Here is a 13,857-nt window from a genome sequence, read left to right as displayed (position 1 = left end):
GGAGTGATGGTGGGGCACAACATTCGTCGAGCAAGACCCGACGACTACGACGACATCATCGCCGTGGTCGACAACTGGTGGGGCCGCGCAGCGGTCCACAACCTCCCCCGAATGTTCCTCGACCACTTCCACCGAACCAGCCTGATCGCCGCCGACGACGACGGCCTCGCCGGCTTCCTGATCGGCTTCGGCTCCCCCTCGGACCCCCGCACCGCCTACATCCACTTCGTAGCCGTCCGCCCCGAAACCCGAAAATCCGGCCTGGGCCGCACCCTCTACGAAGCCTTCTTCACCCTCGCCCGCTCCGACAACCGCACCACAGTCACCGCCATAACCTCCCCCACCAACTACACCTCAATAGACTTCCACCGCAGCCTGGGCTTCACCGTCACCGGCCCCATCCCCAACTACAACGGCCCAGGCAGATCCCTCATAACCTTCACCCGCCCGGTATAGCCAGCCGGGGGACCGGCGTAATCACGCAATCGGTGGCTTTCGAATCAGTTTTCTGATTTTTCGAGCTCCGATTGCGTGATTTCGCCGGGTCTTCGGCAGGAACTAGCGCGGGGCCATGCGCAGCGCGCCGTCCATGCGGATGGTTTCGCCGTTGAGGTAGTCGTGCGACGCGATGTACTCCACGAGCTGGGCGTATTCGTCGGGGCGGCCCAGGCGGGAGGGGAAGGGGACGCCGGCTTCCAGGCCTGCGCGGTATTCGGGGGTGACGCCGGCCAGCATGGGGGTGTCGATGATGCCGGGGGCGATGGTGTTGACGCGGATGCCGAACTGGGCGAGGTCGCGGGCGGCGGGGACGGTCATGCCGTGGACGCCGCCCTTGGAGGCGGAGTAGGCGATCTGGCCGATCTGGCCTTCGAAGGCCGCGACCGAGGCGGTGTTGATGACCACGCCGCGCGAGCCGTACTCGTCGACCGGTTCGGTCTTGGCGATGGCGTCGGCGGCCAGGCGCATCACGTTGAACGTGCCGAGCAGGTTCACGGTGATGACGGTGCGGAACAGCTCGAGGTCGTGCGGGCCGTTCTTGGACAGGATGCGTCCCGCCCAGCCGACACCGGCACAGTTGACCACGATGCGCAGCGGCGCGGGACCCTCGGTGACCTGGGCGATCGCGGCGGCAACCTCGTCGCCACTGGTCACGTCGGCCGCGATCAGGGTGACACCGGCGGGGACGTTGTCGCCCGCACGCTCGATCGACGCCGGAACATCCAGCCCGAACACGGTCGCACCCGCATCAGCCAGACGCTTGGCGGTAGCGGCACCGAGGCCGGAAGCGCCCCCGGTAACAATGGCTGCGGAACCCGAAATCTCCACGAACGGTCCAATCTGTAGGTGAGGCGGCTTATTGCGCCGCTTGCCAATAAGGGCACCTTAGCGCGTGCGGGGTGTGGTCTGGAACACCCATTCCGGGTGGGGTTCAAATCACCGTGAACACCGGTGTTTACCGGTGGTAGCGTGCCGTCATGAGATCGTTCGCCGGTCGAACCGTGGCCGGACGTAAGGTCCTGATCACCGGGGCCGCACGCGGGATCGGGGCCGCGCTGGCTCGGCGGTTGGCCGCGAGCGGGGCGCACGTCGCGCTGCTCGGGCTGGAACCGGAACTGCTCGCCGAGGTTGCCGCGGAATGCGGTGGGGTGCCGTGGCGGTATTGCGATGTGGCCGATCGGGCGCAGGTCGACCGGGTGGTCGAGGCGCTGGTGGCGGAGCTGGGTGGGCTCGATGTGCTGGTGGCCAATGCGGGCATCGCCAAGCAGATGGCGATGATCGGCGGGGACATCTCGGTGCTGGAGGAAACCCTGGCGGTCAATGTGCTCGGCGTGGCCTATGTGGTGTCCGCGGCCGGCGCGCATCTTTCGCACCCGCGCGGGTATGTGCTGATGATGTCGTCGATTTCCACCTCGGTCCAGCTGCCGCTGGGCGGTGCGTACAGCGCGTCGGCGGCGGCGGTCGCGTCGCTGGGCGCCACCTTGCGCACGGAATTGCGGTCCACCGGCGCGAAGGTGGGTGTCACCTATTTCGCCGGGATCGACACCGAGATGACCGTGCGCGGTTTCGGTACCGCGGCCGCGCGCACGGTGCTGGGGGAGACCTCGCTGACCGGGAACTCGCCGATCGGACCCGCGGTCGAAGCGATGGAACGGGCGATCGCGCGACGACGCAAGACCGTTGTCTCGCCGTGGTGGGTAGCGTTGGTCCGACCGTTCCGGTTGCTGGCCCAACTGGTCGTGCAACGAGTGCAGGGCGACCGCCTGGCCCGCGCCGTCGAGATCGCCCGCGTCGAAGACGTCCCGTTCACCACCGAACAACCCGCCCGACCCCGCAAAATGGAACGTCAGTCCTGACCGTGAACCCCCCGTGGCGTCAGCCGCAAGAGTTACGGAGTCACCATCGTGAGCGAATCACTGCGCCAGCTTCCCCGTGGACGGCACCACCTGTCGCGCGAAGAAGTGGTGGCTTCCCAGCGTGAACGCATTCTGATCGCGCTGGGCGAGGCGATGACCGTGGGCGGTTACGTCGGCACCCCGGTCGCGGCCGTGCTCAAGCGAGCCGGGGTTTCACGGGAAACTTTTTACGAGCTGTTCCGGTCGAAAGAGGACTGTTTCAACGCGGCCTTCGACCGGGTGTCCCAGTCACTGGCCGAGAAGCTGCAGGCCGTGATCGCTGAGTGTGCCGACACCGACGCGCTGACCAGAATGGACCGCATCCTCACCGCCTACTTCGACCACATGATCGACGACCCCGCCTCCGCGCGCCTGTTCCTGGTGGAGGTCTACGCGGTGGGCCCGTCGGCGATCGAAGCGCGAATGGCCTTGCAACACCGTTTCGTGGCGGTGGTCGCGGCGATGCTCGGCGCGGAGACCGAGGAACAGCAGTTCGCGTGCGCGACCCTGGCCGCCGCGATCGGCGCCATCGTCACCGGCCGGATCGCCGCCGACGACCCGGAAAGTCTGCGCGGCATCAAGGACCAATTGATCGCGTTGGCCGCGCGCTCGGGCACGCTCTACGGCAACGCTTTCGCCTGATCTCTCAGCTCGCGATCTGGGCGAGCTCCCGGTCGTGCGCGGCAGGCTTGCCACCCCGACGCCACACCACGACCCCCGCCATCGCGGGCGCGATCAGAGCCAGCCCCGCCGAACCCCAACCACCCAGCCCGGGCACGAACGCGTCGAGCACAGTCTTCGCCGCGAAGAACAGAAACAGCAGACCCGAAGCGATAGCGATCCCACGCTCGGGCAAATGCTTGCCCGCCAGCTTGCCGACCGCGATCGCGAGCCCGCCCGCGGCGACCATGCCCAACACCGAGCCGATCCACACCGCCAACCAGCTGTTGTGCGAGGCCAGGGCGGCGGCGGCGAACATGGTGCGGTCGCCGAGTTCGGCGAGGGTGAACGCGGAGATGACCACGAGCAGGGCATTGCGCGCACTGGGCGCGAGCGGCGCGTCGTCGACGTCATCGGTGCTGGTCAACGCGTCGCGCAAGGTCCACAGGCCGACCACGAGCAGGGTGAGTGCGGTGATCACGGCGATGACGTTCGCGGGAAGTGCGGTGCCGAGGAAATGGCCGACGCCCGCGGCGATGAGGTTCACGGCAACACTGGCGACGCTGATGCCCGCCAACACCACCCACCAGCGGTAGCGCAGCGAGAAGGTCAGGGCCATGAGTTGCGATTTGTCGCCCAGTTCGGCGAGGAAAATGACGCCGAAACTCAGCGCGATGGTGGCGATCATGGATTCAGCTCCCAGGGAAATACTCCGGCCTGCGGCTGAGACGGGTGCCTTCAGCCACACCGGTCAACGGATCGGTTGTGTGGCCGAAGGTCTCGCCCACCGGTGGTGACCGGTTCGCGCAGCCGGACCGCGCCTGAGGCGGCGATCAGTATGTCGACTGTGCGATTGCGGGCTACTCCCCTTCGCTGTTGACCACTGTAGTCCGGTTGCTCCTGGTATGCCAACCTCGAGTAAGCCAAATCTCAATGGACACAAGAAGTTTGGGCACGCGGCGGTGATAGTTCGGTTTCCCTGATTCGGACATCACGCAAGCCCTTTGCCGGCCGTTCGCTGAGCCGGCGAACCGTGAAAGTTTCAGGCCGCGAGCAGCATTGCGAGCACGGCCGTGTCGGGATCGCTGATCAAATCCATCCCCACCCGACTCACCAACGACGTAATCGTGCCGTCGAGTTCGGCCTCGGCCCACGCCGCACGATGCTCCAAACCCAGATGCGGCACACCGGGCAACAGCACACAACCCGACGCCGCCCCCGCGCATTCGGGCAGCGACGGCCGAGTCTCCGACGGCGGATGCAGCATCAGCAACGCCGGCGGCACATGCGCGGCGAACCGACCTGGTTCGATCGCCTCCGCCCCCAGTACCGGCCCCTCCGCCATCACCAGCCCGACCGTGCCCGGTTCGGGATCGTCGGGCAGCTCCTCGCGCACCCCGAACACCGTGCTGGTCACCAGCAACCCTGGCATCGACGCCACCCGCACCGCCAACACCAACACCTGCGCCCACTCCTTGGTGGTATCGGGCCACCGCCCCGAAACCACGAACCCCCGCAACTGACCCCGCGCCTGAAACGGCGTGATCCCGATCGGACCCTGCGTGTTCATGATGGCCTCCCGACTAACGGGGGCGACTGTGCCCGTATACACAGGAAAGCCCTATACCCATCTGGCACACAAGTACCAACGAGTGCCAGAACGGGCAATCTACGCAAAAAGACCCCCCAGTTTCCTGGGAGGTCTTTCGCGCAACGCCTGATTTCGCGAGGACATGGGTAACTCGTCGGGCACGCCCAGAAGCCTGGGGCACCCGACCGCCGGTCCGGTTACGAACCTGCGGCGCTACCTACGACCGGCAAAATACCCGGAGAGGCGGATCAGAAGATCAGGCCCTTGCCCTGCGTCACGGCGCGGGAGAAGCGGTCCTGCACGTCAGCCCAGTTGACGACGTTCCAGAACGCGGTCACGTAATCGGCCTTGACGTTCTTGTACTGCAGGTAGAAGGCGTGCTCCCACATGTCGACCTGCAGCAGCGGGATGATGCCGGTGGGCACGTTGGCCTGCTGGTCGTACAGCTGGAAGGTCAGCAGCTTCTGGCCCAGGGTGTCGTACCCGAGCACGGCCCAGCCGGAGCCCTGCAGGCCGTTGGCGGCAGCGGTGAACTGCGCGCGGAACTTGTCGAACGAGCCGAACTGGTCGGCGATGGCCGCGGCCAGGTCGCCTTCCGGTGCGTCGCCGCCGTTGGGGGACAGGTTCTTCCACCAGACGGAGTGGTTGTAGTGGCCACCGAGGTGGAAGGCCAGGTTCTTCTCGAGCAGCAGGATGCTGGCCAGATCGCCGGACTCACGGGCTTCCTCGAGCTGTTCGAGGGCCTTGTTGGCGCCTGCGACGTAGGCCGCGTGGTGCTTGGTGTAGTGGATCTCGTTGATCTCACCGGAGATGTAAGGCTCCAGTGCGCCGAAGTCGTAATCGAGTTCCGGCAGCGTGTAGACGGCCACGATGTCCCTTTCCGTATGTCGGGCTGTGTGCGCCCAGTTCGGACGACAACACCAACCATCATTCGTACACCCGCACCGTGCAACCCGCGACCAGCGCCCCCGCATTCCCCCACCGCTACAGCGGCGGTGCGATATCCGCCTTCGACGTCCGTGCGTCACCCGAAGCGTGCGCGTCCCACCAGCGCCGACCGCCGTCGATGAACTCCGCCATCGGGATCTCCCGCCCGGCCGGATCGGTCACCACGATCTTGTCGAACCACACCCGCACATCCAGTTCGCGCGGGTCGATCCCCTCTTCCTGCGAGAACTCGATGACGTGCGCCGCGATCCGCTGGTCGAGCACGGTGTCGAAGCTGAGCAGTTCGCTCCACAGCGTCCAGCCGCTGTCGTCGAGGTCGATGAACTCCCACCCGTGCAGCCCGCCGCCGCCGAAGCTCTCGATGGCCTCGTCGAGCTGATCCAGCGTCAGCGGCAGCACGCGCGGGTCGACGTCGTCCCAGCGCTGGATGCGCAACGAGGCGGCGACCCGGGTGACTCCGGTGAAGGTCAGCAGCACTTTCGTGTCGATCGGTGCTGGTCCATCCGTGGGTAACGTCAGCACCTCGAGTGCGAGCTGCAGCCGTCCTGCCTCGGCATCCACATCTACCCCTAGACACGTGGATTCGGACAAAGCGGTATTCAAGCCGTTGATGTCGAAACTGTCGAGTAGCCCCCTGCTCACGTTCATGCGCTCAGGCTACCGATCCGACCGCCCAGATCCCAGGATTTAAGATTTTCTCTATTGATCTCGTTTTTATGGAACCGAATGGGCCCCGCTTGCGTCCAAGTAGATGTCGGGACAGTTCGAACTTGCGAATCCCGACGTCAGCGGCGAACGACCGCTCCGGGATGACATGGAGGGGAGTCTCGGATCGGTCGTTCCCGAACAAGCCCACGGGGCTGTCAGCGCGGTTGACGCCCGCCCCCGGCGAAAGTGTGCTGACCGATTGCTGGACCTCGCCGATTCGATCGTCGCAGCACAGGCTCGCCCGGGCACGCGCGCGGCATGGCAGGATCGAGGCGTGACGAGCTCCGATGTCCCCACGGTGCCGGTGGGTGCGGTACCCACCGCGTTCGACCGCGCGGACCCGGCGCCGGGCGCGCAGCTGCTGGACGTGCGCGAACCCGACGAATGGAACCTCGGGCACGCCCCCGGCGCGATCCACATCCCGATGGTCGACGTGCCCGCCCGCCTGGACGAGCTCGATATCGACGCCGAGCTCTACGTCGTGTGCAGGCAGGGCGGTCGTTCCATCGAGGTCGTTCGCTACCTCGCCCATATCGGGTACGAAGCTGTCAACGTCGCGGGGGGAATGGTGGCCTGGCAGCAGACCGGCCGCCCGGTCGTCGCCGACGGCGAACATCAAGCCAAGATCTACTAGTCCGGAAGCGGGGTGCGCGGGTGAGTTCGGTGGTGCAACCATGTGCGCGCTGTGGTGCGCGCTGGGCCGTGCAGGGCGCGCCGATGCACTGGTGCCCGCGCTGCCGTGGCGTGCTGTTGTCGCCGGGCAAGGTCGACGCGCCGCCCACCCAGCGCAACTACCGCTGGGTCGCCCGCAGACCCGACCACCGCACCCGCAAAGCCGCAGGCACCACCCAGGCCCCCCTGGACCCGACCCCGCGCTACACCCAGACCCCACGCTGGGGCCTGCTCGACCCGCCCGCGATGCCCGCGCCCGCCCCGCAGCGCCCGCTGCGCGGCCTGGCCGCCCACCGCGACCGCCTGCTGGTATGGACCGCCCTCGCGTTCCTGCTCGCCGCCTGCGCCGAATACGGCCGCTACCTGATCCTGTTGCAGAACCGCACCCGCCTGATCCCCAGCTGGCTGCTGTGGTTCTCCGACGCGACCGTGTGGATCTTCGGCCTGCTCGCGCCGATCTGCGCACTGGTGACCGCGGTGTCGCTGGTGGCCTGGCTGATCGAAGCGCGCAAGGCCGTCTTCGCCGCGCACGGCAGGCGTGATCCGCGCAGGCGGTGGTCGCTGATCGCGGGCTGCCTGGTGCCGGGCGTGAACCTGGTCTGGCCGGGTGTGTTCCTCACCGAACTGATCGGCGCTAAGCCCGAACCGCGCAAGCTCAAAGCCGTGCGAATCTGGTGGGCCGCTTGGGCTTTCAGCGGTCTGCTGTTGATCGCGGCGACTTTGTGGCGCGACGCCGGAACACTGCAGGCCGAAGCCGACGGCGTCTCGTTCAGCGGCTTCACCAACCTGTGCGCCGCGGGTTTCGCGGTGCTCACGCTGTGGACCGTGCGCACGCTGGAAGGCCGTGACCTGCGCGGACAGACCAGGTCGGCGCATCGCTGGGTGATGGCCGCCGATCCCGCCGAGGTGGTGATCGCGCCGGTCGAGCCGGGCGCGATCCCAGAGCCGATCGATGAGGTCGAACGCGCGAATTCCGGTCGCATGGAGCAGAATTCGCAAGAGGAGGTCGGGGCCAAGTGAGCCAGAGCAATCGCCCGCCATTCGTGGTGGCGCATCGTGGTGCGTCCGCGGCGAAGCCGGAGCACACCCTCGCCGCGTACGAGTTGGCGTTGCAGGAGGGGGCAGACGGCGTCGAATGCGACGTCCGGCTCACCCGCGACGGACACCTGGTCTGCGTGCACGACCGCACCATCGACCGCACCTCCGACGCCACCGGCCTGGTCAGCGAACTGACCCTGGACGAGTTGCGCGACACCAACTTCGGCACCGAGGACGAACCGCAGTCCGTGCTCGCCCTCAGCGACCTGATCGGCCTGGTCCTCGACTGGCGCACCCGCCCCACCAAGCTGTTCATCGAGACCAAGCATCCCGTGCGCTACGGCGCGCTGGTGGAGAACAAGGTGCTCGCCGAACTGCAGCGTTTCGGCATCGCCACGCCGGCCTCGGCGGACCATTCGCGCGCGGTCGTGATGTCGTTCGCGGCAACCGCCGTGTGGCGAATCCGCCGCGCCGCACCGCTTCTGCCGACGGTTCTGCTGGGGGAGTCCTCGCGATTCCTCGGTGGCGGCGCGGCCACCACGGTCGGCGCTACTGCGGTCGGGCCGTCGGTGAAAACCCTTCGTGAGCACCCGGAACTGGTCGACAAAGCCGCGGCGGCGGGCCGGGCAACCTACTGCTGGACCGTCGACGATCCCGAAGACGTGACCCTGTGCGCGGACCTAGGCGTCAGCTGGGTCGCGACCAACCATCCGGGCCGAACGAAAGCACTACTGGCGCAGGTCTGACAGCCCGCACGCGACGTCCTGTCGACACCATTTCGCAACTCCACAGGGGTCGCGGTCAGCGAACATGCCGCACGCCCATAAACTCCCCCCGTGGGTAAAAGCAAGCGGAACAGTCCGAAGCCCGACAGTAATCGGGCTCAGCGTCTCGCGCAGCGGCGTGCGGCGCAGGAGCAGGCATCAACGGCTGTCACCCGGCCGTTCGAAGGGCTTGCCGCCGAATGTGATCTGGTGGCGCTGCGGGAGTTCGTGCCGTCGGCGACCGCGACCTTGAAGCTCGCGCCCGGTGTGGCCGCGCAGCGTGAGGTCACCCTGGCCACCGTGCTGCCCGGTGCGGTCTCCGCGCTGGTGCGTGCCGGTGACGAGCCCGTCGGTTTCGTCGGCACCCAGATGCAGTTCCGTGGGCAGGACCCGTCGGCCGATATCGCCGCCGCGATCCTGTGGACCCAGTCCGCGGAGCCCGGTGAGTCGCTGGAGTCCGCCGAGTCGATCGAGGGTGGGCCGCGCCTGGCCGATGTCATCGATCCCGGTGCCGACCTGGAACTGACCGTGCACCAGGACTTCGACTGGTGGGTGCCCGAGGGCGTCACCCCCGATCCGCAGGTGGCGGCCACGATCGAGCAGGCCAAGCAGGCCATCATGCCGTCGGCGCGCCTGAACCTGGGCCCCGATTCCGTCGGCGCGGCCTGGTGGGTCGACGCGGGCGAGAAGGCGCATGTGCGCTGGGTGCGTCCCGAGGACGAGGACGCGCTGATGCTGGCGCTGGCTCGCGTGCACGCCACCGGTGGCCTGCACATGGGCGAGGGTTCGCGTTTCGCGGGTTCGTTCCGCACGCACGGCCTGCTGGTGCCGGTGTTCGATCTGGATCCCGAGCGCCACCCGGCCGAGTGGGAGGCCCCCGCGCGTGAGTTCGGTGCCCGCCTGGCCGAGGCACTGGCGTCGGACGAGCCGATGACCACCGAGGAGCGTCGTTCGCGCGATGGTCTGCGTTCGCGTCAGGTCACCCTGCGCTGAACTTAATGAAACATGCCTCTTTCACAGGGGTGTGACGGCTAGATTCACGATCGAGCCGGACACTCGGTGATCGAACGAAAGAGGCATCGTGGAATTTCTCGGATCTATCGCAGGACTGGCCCAGATCGTGATCGGCACCCTTTTCGCCAACACGGGTTCGGGCGGTTCCGGCTCCGGCTGGTGATATGCAGAAAGGATTCGGCTCGCCGCGTGCGAGCCGAATCCTTGTCGCGTTGGATAGCTAGACGCTGCCGCCGGCCACCGACGGCGCGCCGGACGCGTCCTTCGGGGTGCTGAGCTCACGCCACATGAACGCCTCCAGGTCGAACAGGTTCGACCCGGCGCGATCGGCGATATTGAGCAGCGTGGTCATGTGCGCGACCTCTTCGACCTGTTCCTTCAGGAACCACTGCATGAACTGTTCGCCGAGGTAATCGCCCTCTTCACGAGCGGTGCTGGCCAGCTGGACGATCTGATCGGTGACCGTCTTCTCCTGGGCCAGTGCCAACTCGATCGGCTCGCGCGCGGATTCGAACTTCGACTTCGCCGCGTCGATGCCCGAGATCTCGACGCTGATGTCGCGGTCCACGAAATACTGCACGATCATCATCGCGTGATTTCGTTCTTCCACCGACTGCGCGTAGAAACGCTTGGCCAGCTGCGGCAGGTCGTTGTTGTCGAACCACACCGCAATGGCGATGTACTGATGTTCGGCGTTGAACTCATGCCGGATCTGGTCTTGGAGCAGAGTGTGGAACTTGCTTCGCGGGGCTTCCGGATGAATCGACATGCGGCCACATTAATGCTGGTCACACCGCGTTGTCATCCAAGTGCAACCTTATTGAGGGCAGTATTGCCTAAGTAAGCAATTCCTAATATGCGCCGACGCGCAGCGTTCCTCAGCTGCGCACGGCCGGAGCGAAGGCGGAGGTACGCCTAACTCGCGCCTGCCATTCGGGGTGCGGTGGTGTCCACGGGGGCCTTGCCGCGCAATTCGCGTCGAATGAATTCCTCGACGTCGAACAGGTTGTCCTGCCGGTCGAGCACGGTCAGCAGCGTGGTCATCCCCGCGACATCGTCGACCTGTTCGCCGAGGAACCACTGCATGAATTGCTCGCCGAGAAAATCATTCGCGACACGCGCGGCCGCGACCAAACCGCTCAGCTGCGCGGTAGTGACGCGCTCACGATCGAGCAGGAACGCGATCGCCGCGCGTGGGTAATCGAAATCCGGGCGCACCTCGTCCAGCCCGCCGATCGTGAACGGCACATCGCGATCGAGCAGGTACTGCACCATGCGCATCGCGTGCCCGTGGTTGGCCGTGGAGCGCGCGTAGGTCTGCGCGGCCAGCTCCGGTAGGTCCTGCGCGTCGAAGTACACCGCGGCGGCCAGATACTGATGTGCCGCGGTCAGACCGTTCCTGACCTGGTCACGAAGCAGTTCGTCGAATGTCGAGTTCTCGGCCATACCTCGACGTTACCGCGTGAGCAGCTCCTCCGGGATCTGCTGATCGGTAGCCAAGGCTTCGAAGAACCCGGTCGCCTTCGCCTTGTCCCACAGCAGCACATTGCCCACGTCGGTGTCGTCGAATCCGCCGATCGGCACGCTGGTGGTGACGGTCTCGCCGCGCATCGCCCAGCCCAGTGCGGCCAGGTTCCAGATGTGGTCACCGTTGTCGACCTTCAGCGACCCGGCGACCCCGGTGGCCATGGGCCACAACGCGAACGGGTTCGCCAGCGTGCCGATGCTGGTCGCCTTCTTCAACAGCGCCGCCATGAACATGCGCTGATGGTTCATCCGGTCCACGTCGGCATTGGGCGTCGCGCGGGTACGCACGAAACCCAGCGCCTGCGGGCCGTTCAGTTCCTGGCAGCCCGCGGGCAGATCGAGCCCGGCCAGCGGGTCCACGATCGGCTGGTCCAGGCACATCTCGAGCCCGCCCAGCGCGTCGACCACGCCGGCGAAACCGCCGAAACCGATCTGCGCGTAATGGTCGATCCGCACTCCGGTGGCCACTTCCACCGTCTGGACCAGCAGTTCAGGCCCGCCCAGCGCGAACGAGGCGTTGAGCTTGTCCTTGCCGTGGCCGGGAATGCTCACGTAGGAATCGCGCGGGAGGCTGACCATCGTGGTCGGACCCGACGACGGGATGTGCACCAGCATGATCGTGTCGGTGCGCTCGGGGCCGGTGTCGCCGCCGGTCGCCAGTTCCTGCTGGTGCTCTTCGGACAGGTCGCCGCGGCCGTCGGAGCCGACCAGCAACCAGTTGGTGCCGGGGGTATCGCGCACGCGGTCGCTGTAGTTCGTCAGCGCGGCGATGCGGGTCAGCGAGTTGTCCAGGTGCACGACCGCGGCGATCATGCCCACGACCAGCAGCCCGATGATCACCATGAACCACCGGAACGGATGACGTTTGCGCCTGCGTCGCGGCGGTTGTGCCTGCCTGCCCGGGGCGACGGGCGGGCGGTTGCGTCGAGGCGGGACGCCGTCGTGATGGGGGACCGGTCGCTGCGTCGGCGCGTGCCCGCCCTGCTCGCGACGGGGCGGTTCCCGGCGCGGCGGCGGCTGATTCGGCGGCGGACGACGCGGCGGGAACTTCTCGGGCGGGGTCTGCGAATAGGCCAGCGGCTGATCACCGGAGTTGCCGCGGTGCATCACCTGCGTGGGTTCCACGTGCGACGCGCCGCGCCGAGGCGCCGGGTTGTAGCGGACCGTCGGCCCGTCCTGGGGATCCGGACGGCGATCGTTGCCGGGCGGACGACCGTAACGGGGGTCTGGACCGCGGCCCTGCGGCGGCATGGGAGGACCACCGGGGCGGCCCATAGGCGGCGGCACCCGGCGTGTACGGGGGTCCTCGCGGGGTTCGTCGCCGTTCATCACCGTCAAACTCTACTGATCGTGGGGGACGCGCAGCGGTTCTGCGCGCTCGGTCACTACTGGATACCCCGTGAGAGGGTGCGTGTTAGCGCGAAACGCGCCGATGTGGTGAAACTCGCCGCGACACGCTGTCCGCGCGATGTGCGGAAGCCCCGCTCACGGCGTTGACGGCTCAGTCCGCATTGCTAGCTCAGCGCGTTAGGGCTCAGGGCAGCCAGCCCACTCGCCCCCGCAGCACGTTGTAACCGAGGTAGGCGACCGCGTCGATCGTCGCGTGGGCCAGAATCAGCGGCCACAACCGGTTCGTCCGCTGCCAATATCGGCCGAAGATCACCCCCATCACCACATTTCCGAGCCCCCCGCCCAGCCCCTGATACAGGTGATAACTGCCCCGCAGCAGCGCCGAAGCCGCCAGCGAAGAATTCTCCGACCACCCCAACTTGCGCAGCCGCGTGATCAGATACCCCACCACCAGCACTTCCTCGGCGACCGAATTCGCACACGCCGACAACACCAACACCGGCAACCGCCACCACTGCTCCGCCAACGAACTAGGCACGATGGTGACACTGACCCCCATCGCATGGGCGATCAGATAAAGCCCCAACCCCGGCACCCCGATCACCGCGGCCAGCACCAACCCCGCCACCACATCCCCACGCCGAATCCGAGCCAGCCCGATCAACCGCGGCCCGATCCCGCTGCGCCACAACAGATAAAGCCCCAGCGCCGCCCACGCCAACAGCCGCGTCACTCCGACGAGCTGAAACAGCAGATCCAGAAACGAATTATTCGACCGAGAGGCGTTCAACGCCACGGTCCGCCCACCGATCCCACCCGGCGACAACGCCGAATCCAGCAGCGACAGACCGGCACTGATCCCACTCAACCCGAAGGTAACCAGCAGAACGACCGCGATTTCCACCCGCAACCCGAACCGGTCCCGCTCGCTCAACTGACCATCCGAAGGATCCACGCGCATGCCGCGCAGTGTAAGCACCGAACCACCGAGGGATGCGTAGCCACCGCACCAGCCCCCGACACCACCCCACCTTTTGAGCCGGGTAACCACCGACAAGGCCAGACCCAAAGAGACAGCGCCTTTTCGGTTCGGGTAGTCACCAGGAAGTCCCTACCAAAGGGCCCCGCCCTGATCTGGACTGACCGGAGGGTGCGACGAAGGAGTACCCGCAGGGAGGGAAGATCAGGGCCC

The 13,857-nt window shown here is 66.8% G+C and carries 16 protein-coding genes; 7 read left to right on the top strand and 9 right to left on the bottom strand.

The features are described from left to right. Positions 1-6: 6 nt before the first annotated feature. Complete coding sequence (locus ACFWVD_RS20850; protein ID WP_379245168.1) at positions 7-456, top strand: GNAT family N-acetyltransferase; 450 nt, start codon at positions 7-9, stop codon at positions 454-456. Positions 457-558: 102 nt separating this feature from the next. Here the strand turns inward: ACFWVD_RS20850 and ACFWVD_RS20845 are convergent, their stop codons facing one another. Then, the gene (locus tag ACFWVD_RS20845; RefSeq protein WP_379245166.1) at positions 559-1,326 is read right to left on the bottom strand and encodes an SDR family NAD(P)-dependent oxidoreductase; all 768 of its coding nucleotides are present in this window, start codon (positions 1,324-1,326) and stop codon (positions 559-561) included. A 149-nt stretch (positions 1,327-1,475) separates the two neighbouring features. Between ACFWVD_RS20845 and ACFWVD_RS20840 the strand changes: the two genes are divergently transcribed. Continuing rightward, entirely contained in the window at positions 1,476-2,354 is an 879-nt protein-coding gene (locus ACFWVD_RS20840) for an SDR family NAD(P)-dependent oxidoreductase (RefSeq protein ID WP_379245164.1), read from the top strand. A gap of 48 nt (positions 2,355-2,402) precedes the next feature. Next, a complete protein-coding gene (locus tag ACFWVD_RS20835; protein ID WP_379245162.1) occupies positions 2,403-3,035 on the top strand; it encodes a TetR/AcrR family transcriptional regulator in 633 nt (210 codons plus the stop codon). A 4-nt stretch (positions 3,036-3,039) separates the two neighbouring features. Here the strand turns inward: ACFWVD_RS20835 and ACFWVD_RS20830 are convergent, their stop codons facing one another. The 4 genes from ACFWVD_RS20830 to ACFWVD_RS20815 all read right to left on the bottom strand — a co-directional run bounded on the left by ACFWVD_RS20830 (position 3,040) and on the right by ACFWVD_RS20815 (position 6,240). Beyond that, positions 3,040-3,741: a TMEM165/GDT1 family protein gene (locus tag ACFWVD_RS20830; RefSeq protein ID WP_379245160.1), complete on the bottom strand. Its 702-nt coding sequence runs from the start codon at positions 3,739-3,741 to the stop codon at positions 3,040-3,042. Positions 3,742-4,095: 354 nt separating this feature from the next. Then, entirely contained in the window at positions 4,096-4,623 is a 528-nt protein-coding gene (locus ACFWVD_RS20825; RefSeq protein WP_379245158.1) for a peptidase, read from the bottom strand. Positions 4,624-4,892: 269 nt separating this feature from the next. After that, positions 4,893-5,513: a superoxide dismutase gene (locus ACFWVD_RS20820; protein ID WP_379245156.1), complete on the bottom strand. Its 621-nt coding sequence runs from the start codon at positions 5,511-5,513 to the stop codon at positions 4,893-4,895. 115 nt (positions 5,514-5,628) lie between these two features. Next, on the bottom strand, positions 5,629-6,240 hold the full coding sequence (locus ACFWVD_RS20815; protein ID WP_379245155.1) for a hypothetical protein: 612 nt from the start codon (positions 6,238-6,240) through the stop codon (positions 5,629-5,631). A 334-nt stretch (positions 6,241-6,574) separates the two neighbouring features. On the opposite strand from ACFWVD_RS20815, the gene ACFWVD_RS20810 reads away from it, so the two are divergent. The 4 genes from ACFWVD_RS20810 (at position 6,575) to ACFWVD_RS20795 (ending at position 9,767) form a co-directional block, all read left to right on the top strand. After that, a complete protein-coding gene (locus tag ACFWVD_RS20810; protein WP_379245154.1) occupies positions 6,575-6,934 on the top strand; it encodes a rhodanese-like domain-containing protein in 360 nt (119 codons plus the stop codon). 20 nt (positions 6,935-6,954) lie between these two features. Then, positions 6,955-7,992 (top strand): DUF4328 domain-containing protein, encoded by a 1,038-nt coding sequence (locus ACFWVD_RS20805; protein WP_379245153.1) that lies wholly within the window; start codon positions 6,955-6,957, stop codon positions 7,990-7,992. After that, positions 7,989-8,756: a glycerophosphodiester phosphodiesterase gene (locus tag ACFWVD_RS20800; protein ID WP_379245151.1), complete on the top strand. Its 768-nt coding sequence runs from the start codon at positions 7,989-7,991 to the stop codon at positions 8,754-8,756. Before ACFWVD_RS20805 ends, ACFWVD_RS20800 begins: the two co-directional genes overlap by 4 nt. Before the next feature lie 90 nt (positions 8,757-8,846). Beyond that, positions 8,847-9,767 carry a DUF5926 family protein gene (locus ACFWVD_RS20795; protein ID WP_379245149.1) on the top strand — a complete coding sequence of 307 codons (921 nt, stop codon included), beginning with the start codon at positions 8,847-8,849 and terminating at the stop codon, positions 9,765-9,767. A gap of 241 nt (positions 9,768-10,008) precedes the next feature. On the opposite strand, the gene ACFWVD_RS20790 is transcribed toward ACFWVD_RS20795, so the two are convergent. From ACFWVD_RS20790 to ACFWVD_RS20775, 4 genes are all read right to left on the bottom strand, one after another. Continuing rightward, positions 10,009-10,557: a ferritin gene (locus tag ACFWVD_RS20790; RefSeq protein WP_378637846.1), complete on the bottom strand. Its 549-nt coding sequence runs from the start codon at positions 10,555-10,557 to the stop codon at positions 10,009-10,011. Positions 10,558-10,703: 146 nt separating this feature from the next. Continuing rightward, positions 10,704-11,234, bottom strand: coding sequence for a ferritin (locus ACFWVD_RS20785; protein ID WP_379245147.1), 531 nt, complete (start codon positions 11,232-11,234; stop codon positions 10,704-10,706). Positions 11,235-11,243: 9 nt separating this feature from the next. After that, on the bottom strand, positions 11,244-12,644 hold the full coding sequence (locus ACFWVD_RS20780; protein WP_379245145.1) for an LCP family protein: 1,401 nt from the start codon (positions 12,642-12,644) through the stop codon (positions 11,244-11,246). 205 nt (positions 12,645-12,849) lie between these two features. Beyond that, entirely contained in the window at positions 12,850-13,626 is a 777-nt protein-coding gene (locus tag ACFWVD_RS20775; RefSeq protein ID WP_379245143.1) for a CPBP family intramembrane glutamic endopeptidase, read from the bottom strand. Positions 13,627-13,857 lie beyond the last annotated feature (231 nt).

It is taken from the genome of Nocardia sp. NPDC058666, from assembly GCF_042714895.1.
GTDB lineage: Bacteria > Actinomycetota > Actinomycetes > Mycobacteriales > Mycobacteriaceae > Nocardia.
Note: the sequence above shows the minus strand (reverse complement) of the source record. Positions and strands in the feature narration are given on the sequence as shown.

Coding starts and splice junctions, on each gene's coding strand:
- ACFWVD_RS20825 (WP_379245158.1), bottom strand. CDS start 4,623: ATGAACACGCAGGGTCCGATCGGGATCACGCCGTTTCAGGCGCGGGGT.
- ACFWVD_RS20850 (WP_379245168.1), top strand. CDS start 7: ATGGTGGGGCACAACATTCGTCGAGCAAGACCCGACGACTACGACGAC.
- ACFWVD_RS20840 (WP_379245164.1), top strand. CDS start 1,476: ATGAGATCGTTCGCCGGTCGAACCGTGGCCGGACGTAAGGTCCTGATC.
- ACFWVD_RS20780 (WP_379245145.1), bottom strand. CDS start 12,644: ATGAACGGCGACGAACCCCGCGAGGACCCCCGTACACGCCGGGTGCCG.
- ACFWVD_RS20790 (WP_378637846.1), bottom strand. CDS start 10,557: ATGTCGATTCATCCGGAAGCCCCGCGAAGCAAGTTCCACACTCTGCTC.
- ACFWVD_RS20775 (WP_379245143.1), bottom strand. CDS start 13,626: ATGCGCGTGGATCCTTCGGATGGTCAGTTGAGCGAGCGGGACCGGTTC.
- ACFWVD_RS20815 (WP_379245155.1), bottom strand. CDS start 6,240: ATGAACGTGAGCAGGGGGCTACTCGACAGTTTCGACATCAACGGCTTG.
- ACFWVD_RS20830 (WP_379245160.1), bottom strand. CDS start 3,741: ATGATCGCCACCATCGCGCTGAGTTTCGGCGTCATTTTCCTCGCCGAA.
- ACFWVD_RS20785 (WP_379245147.1), bottom strand. CDS start 11,234: ATGGCCGAGAACTCGACATTCGACGAACTGCTTCGTGACCAGGTCAGG.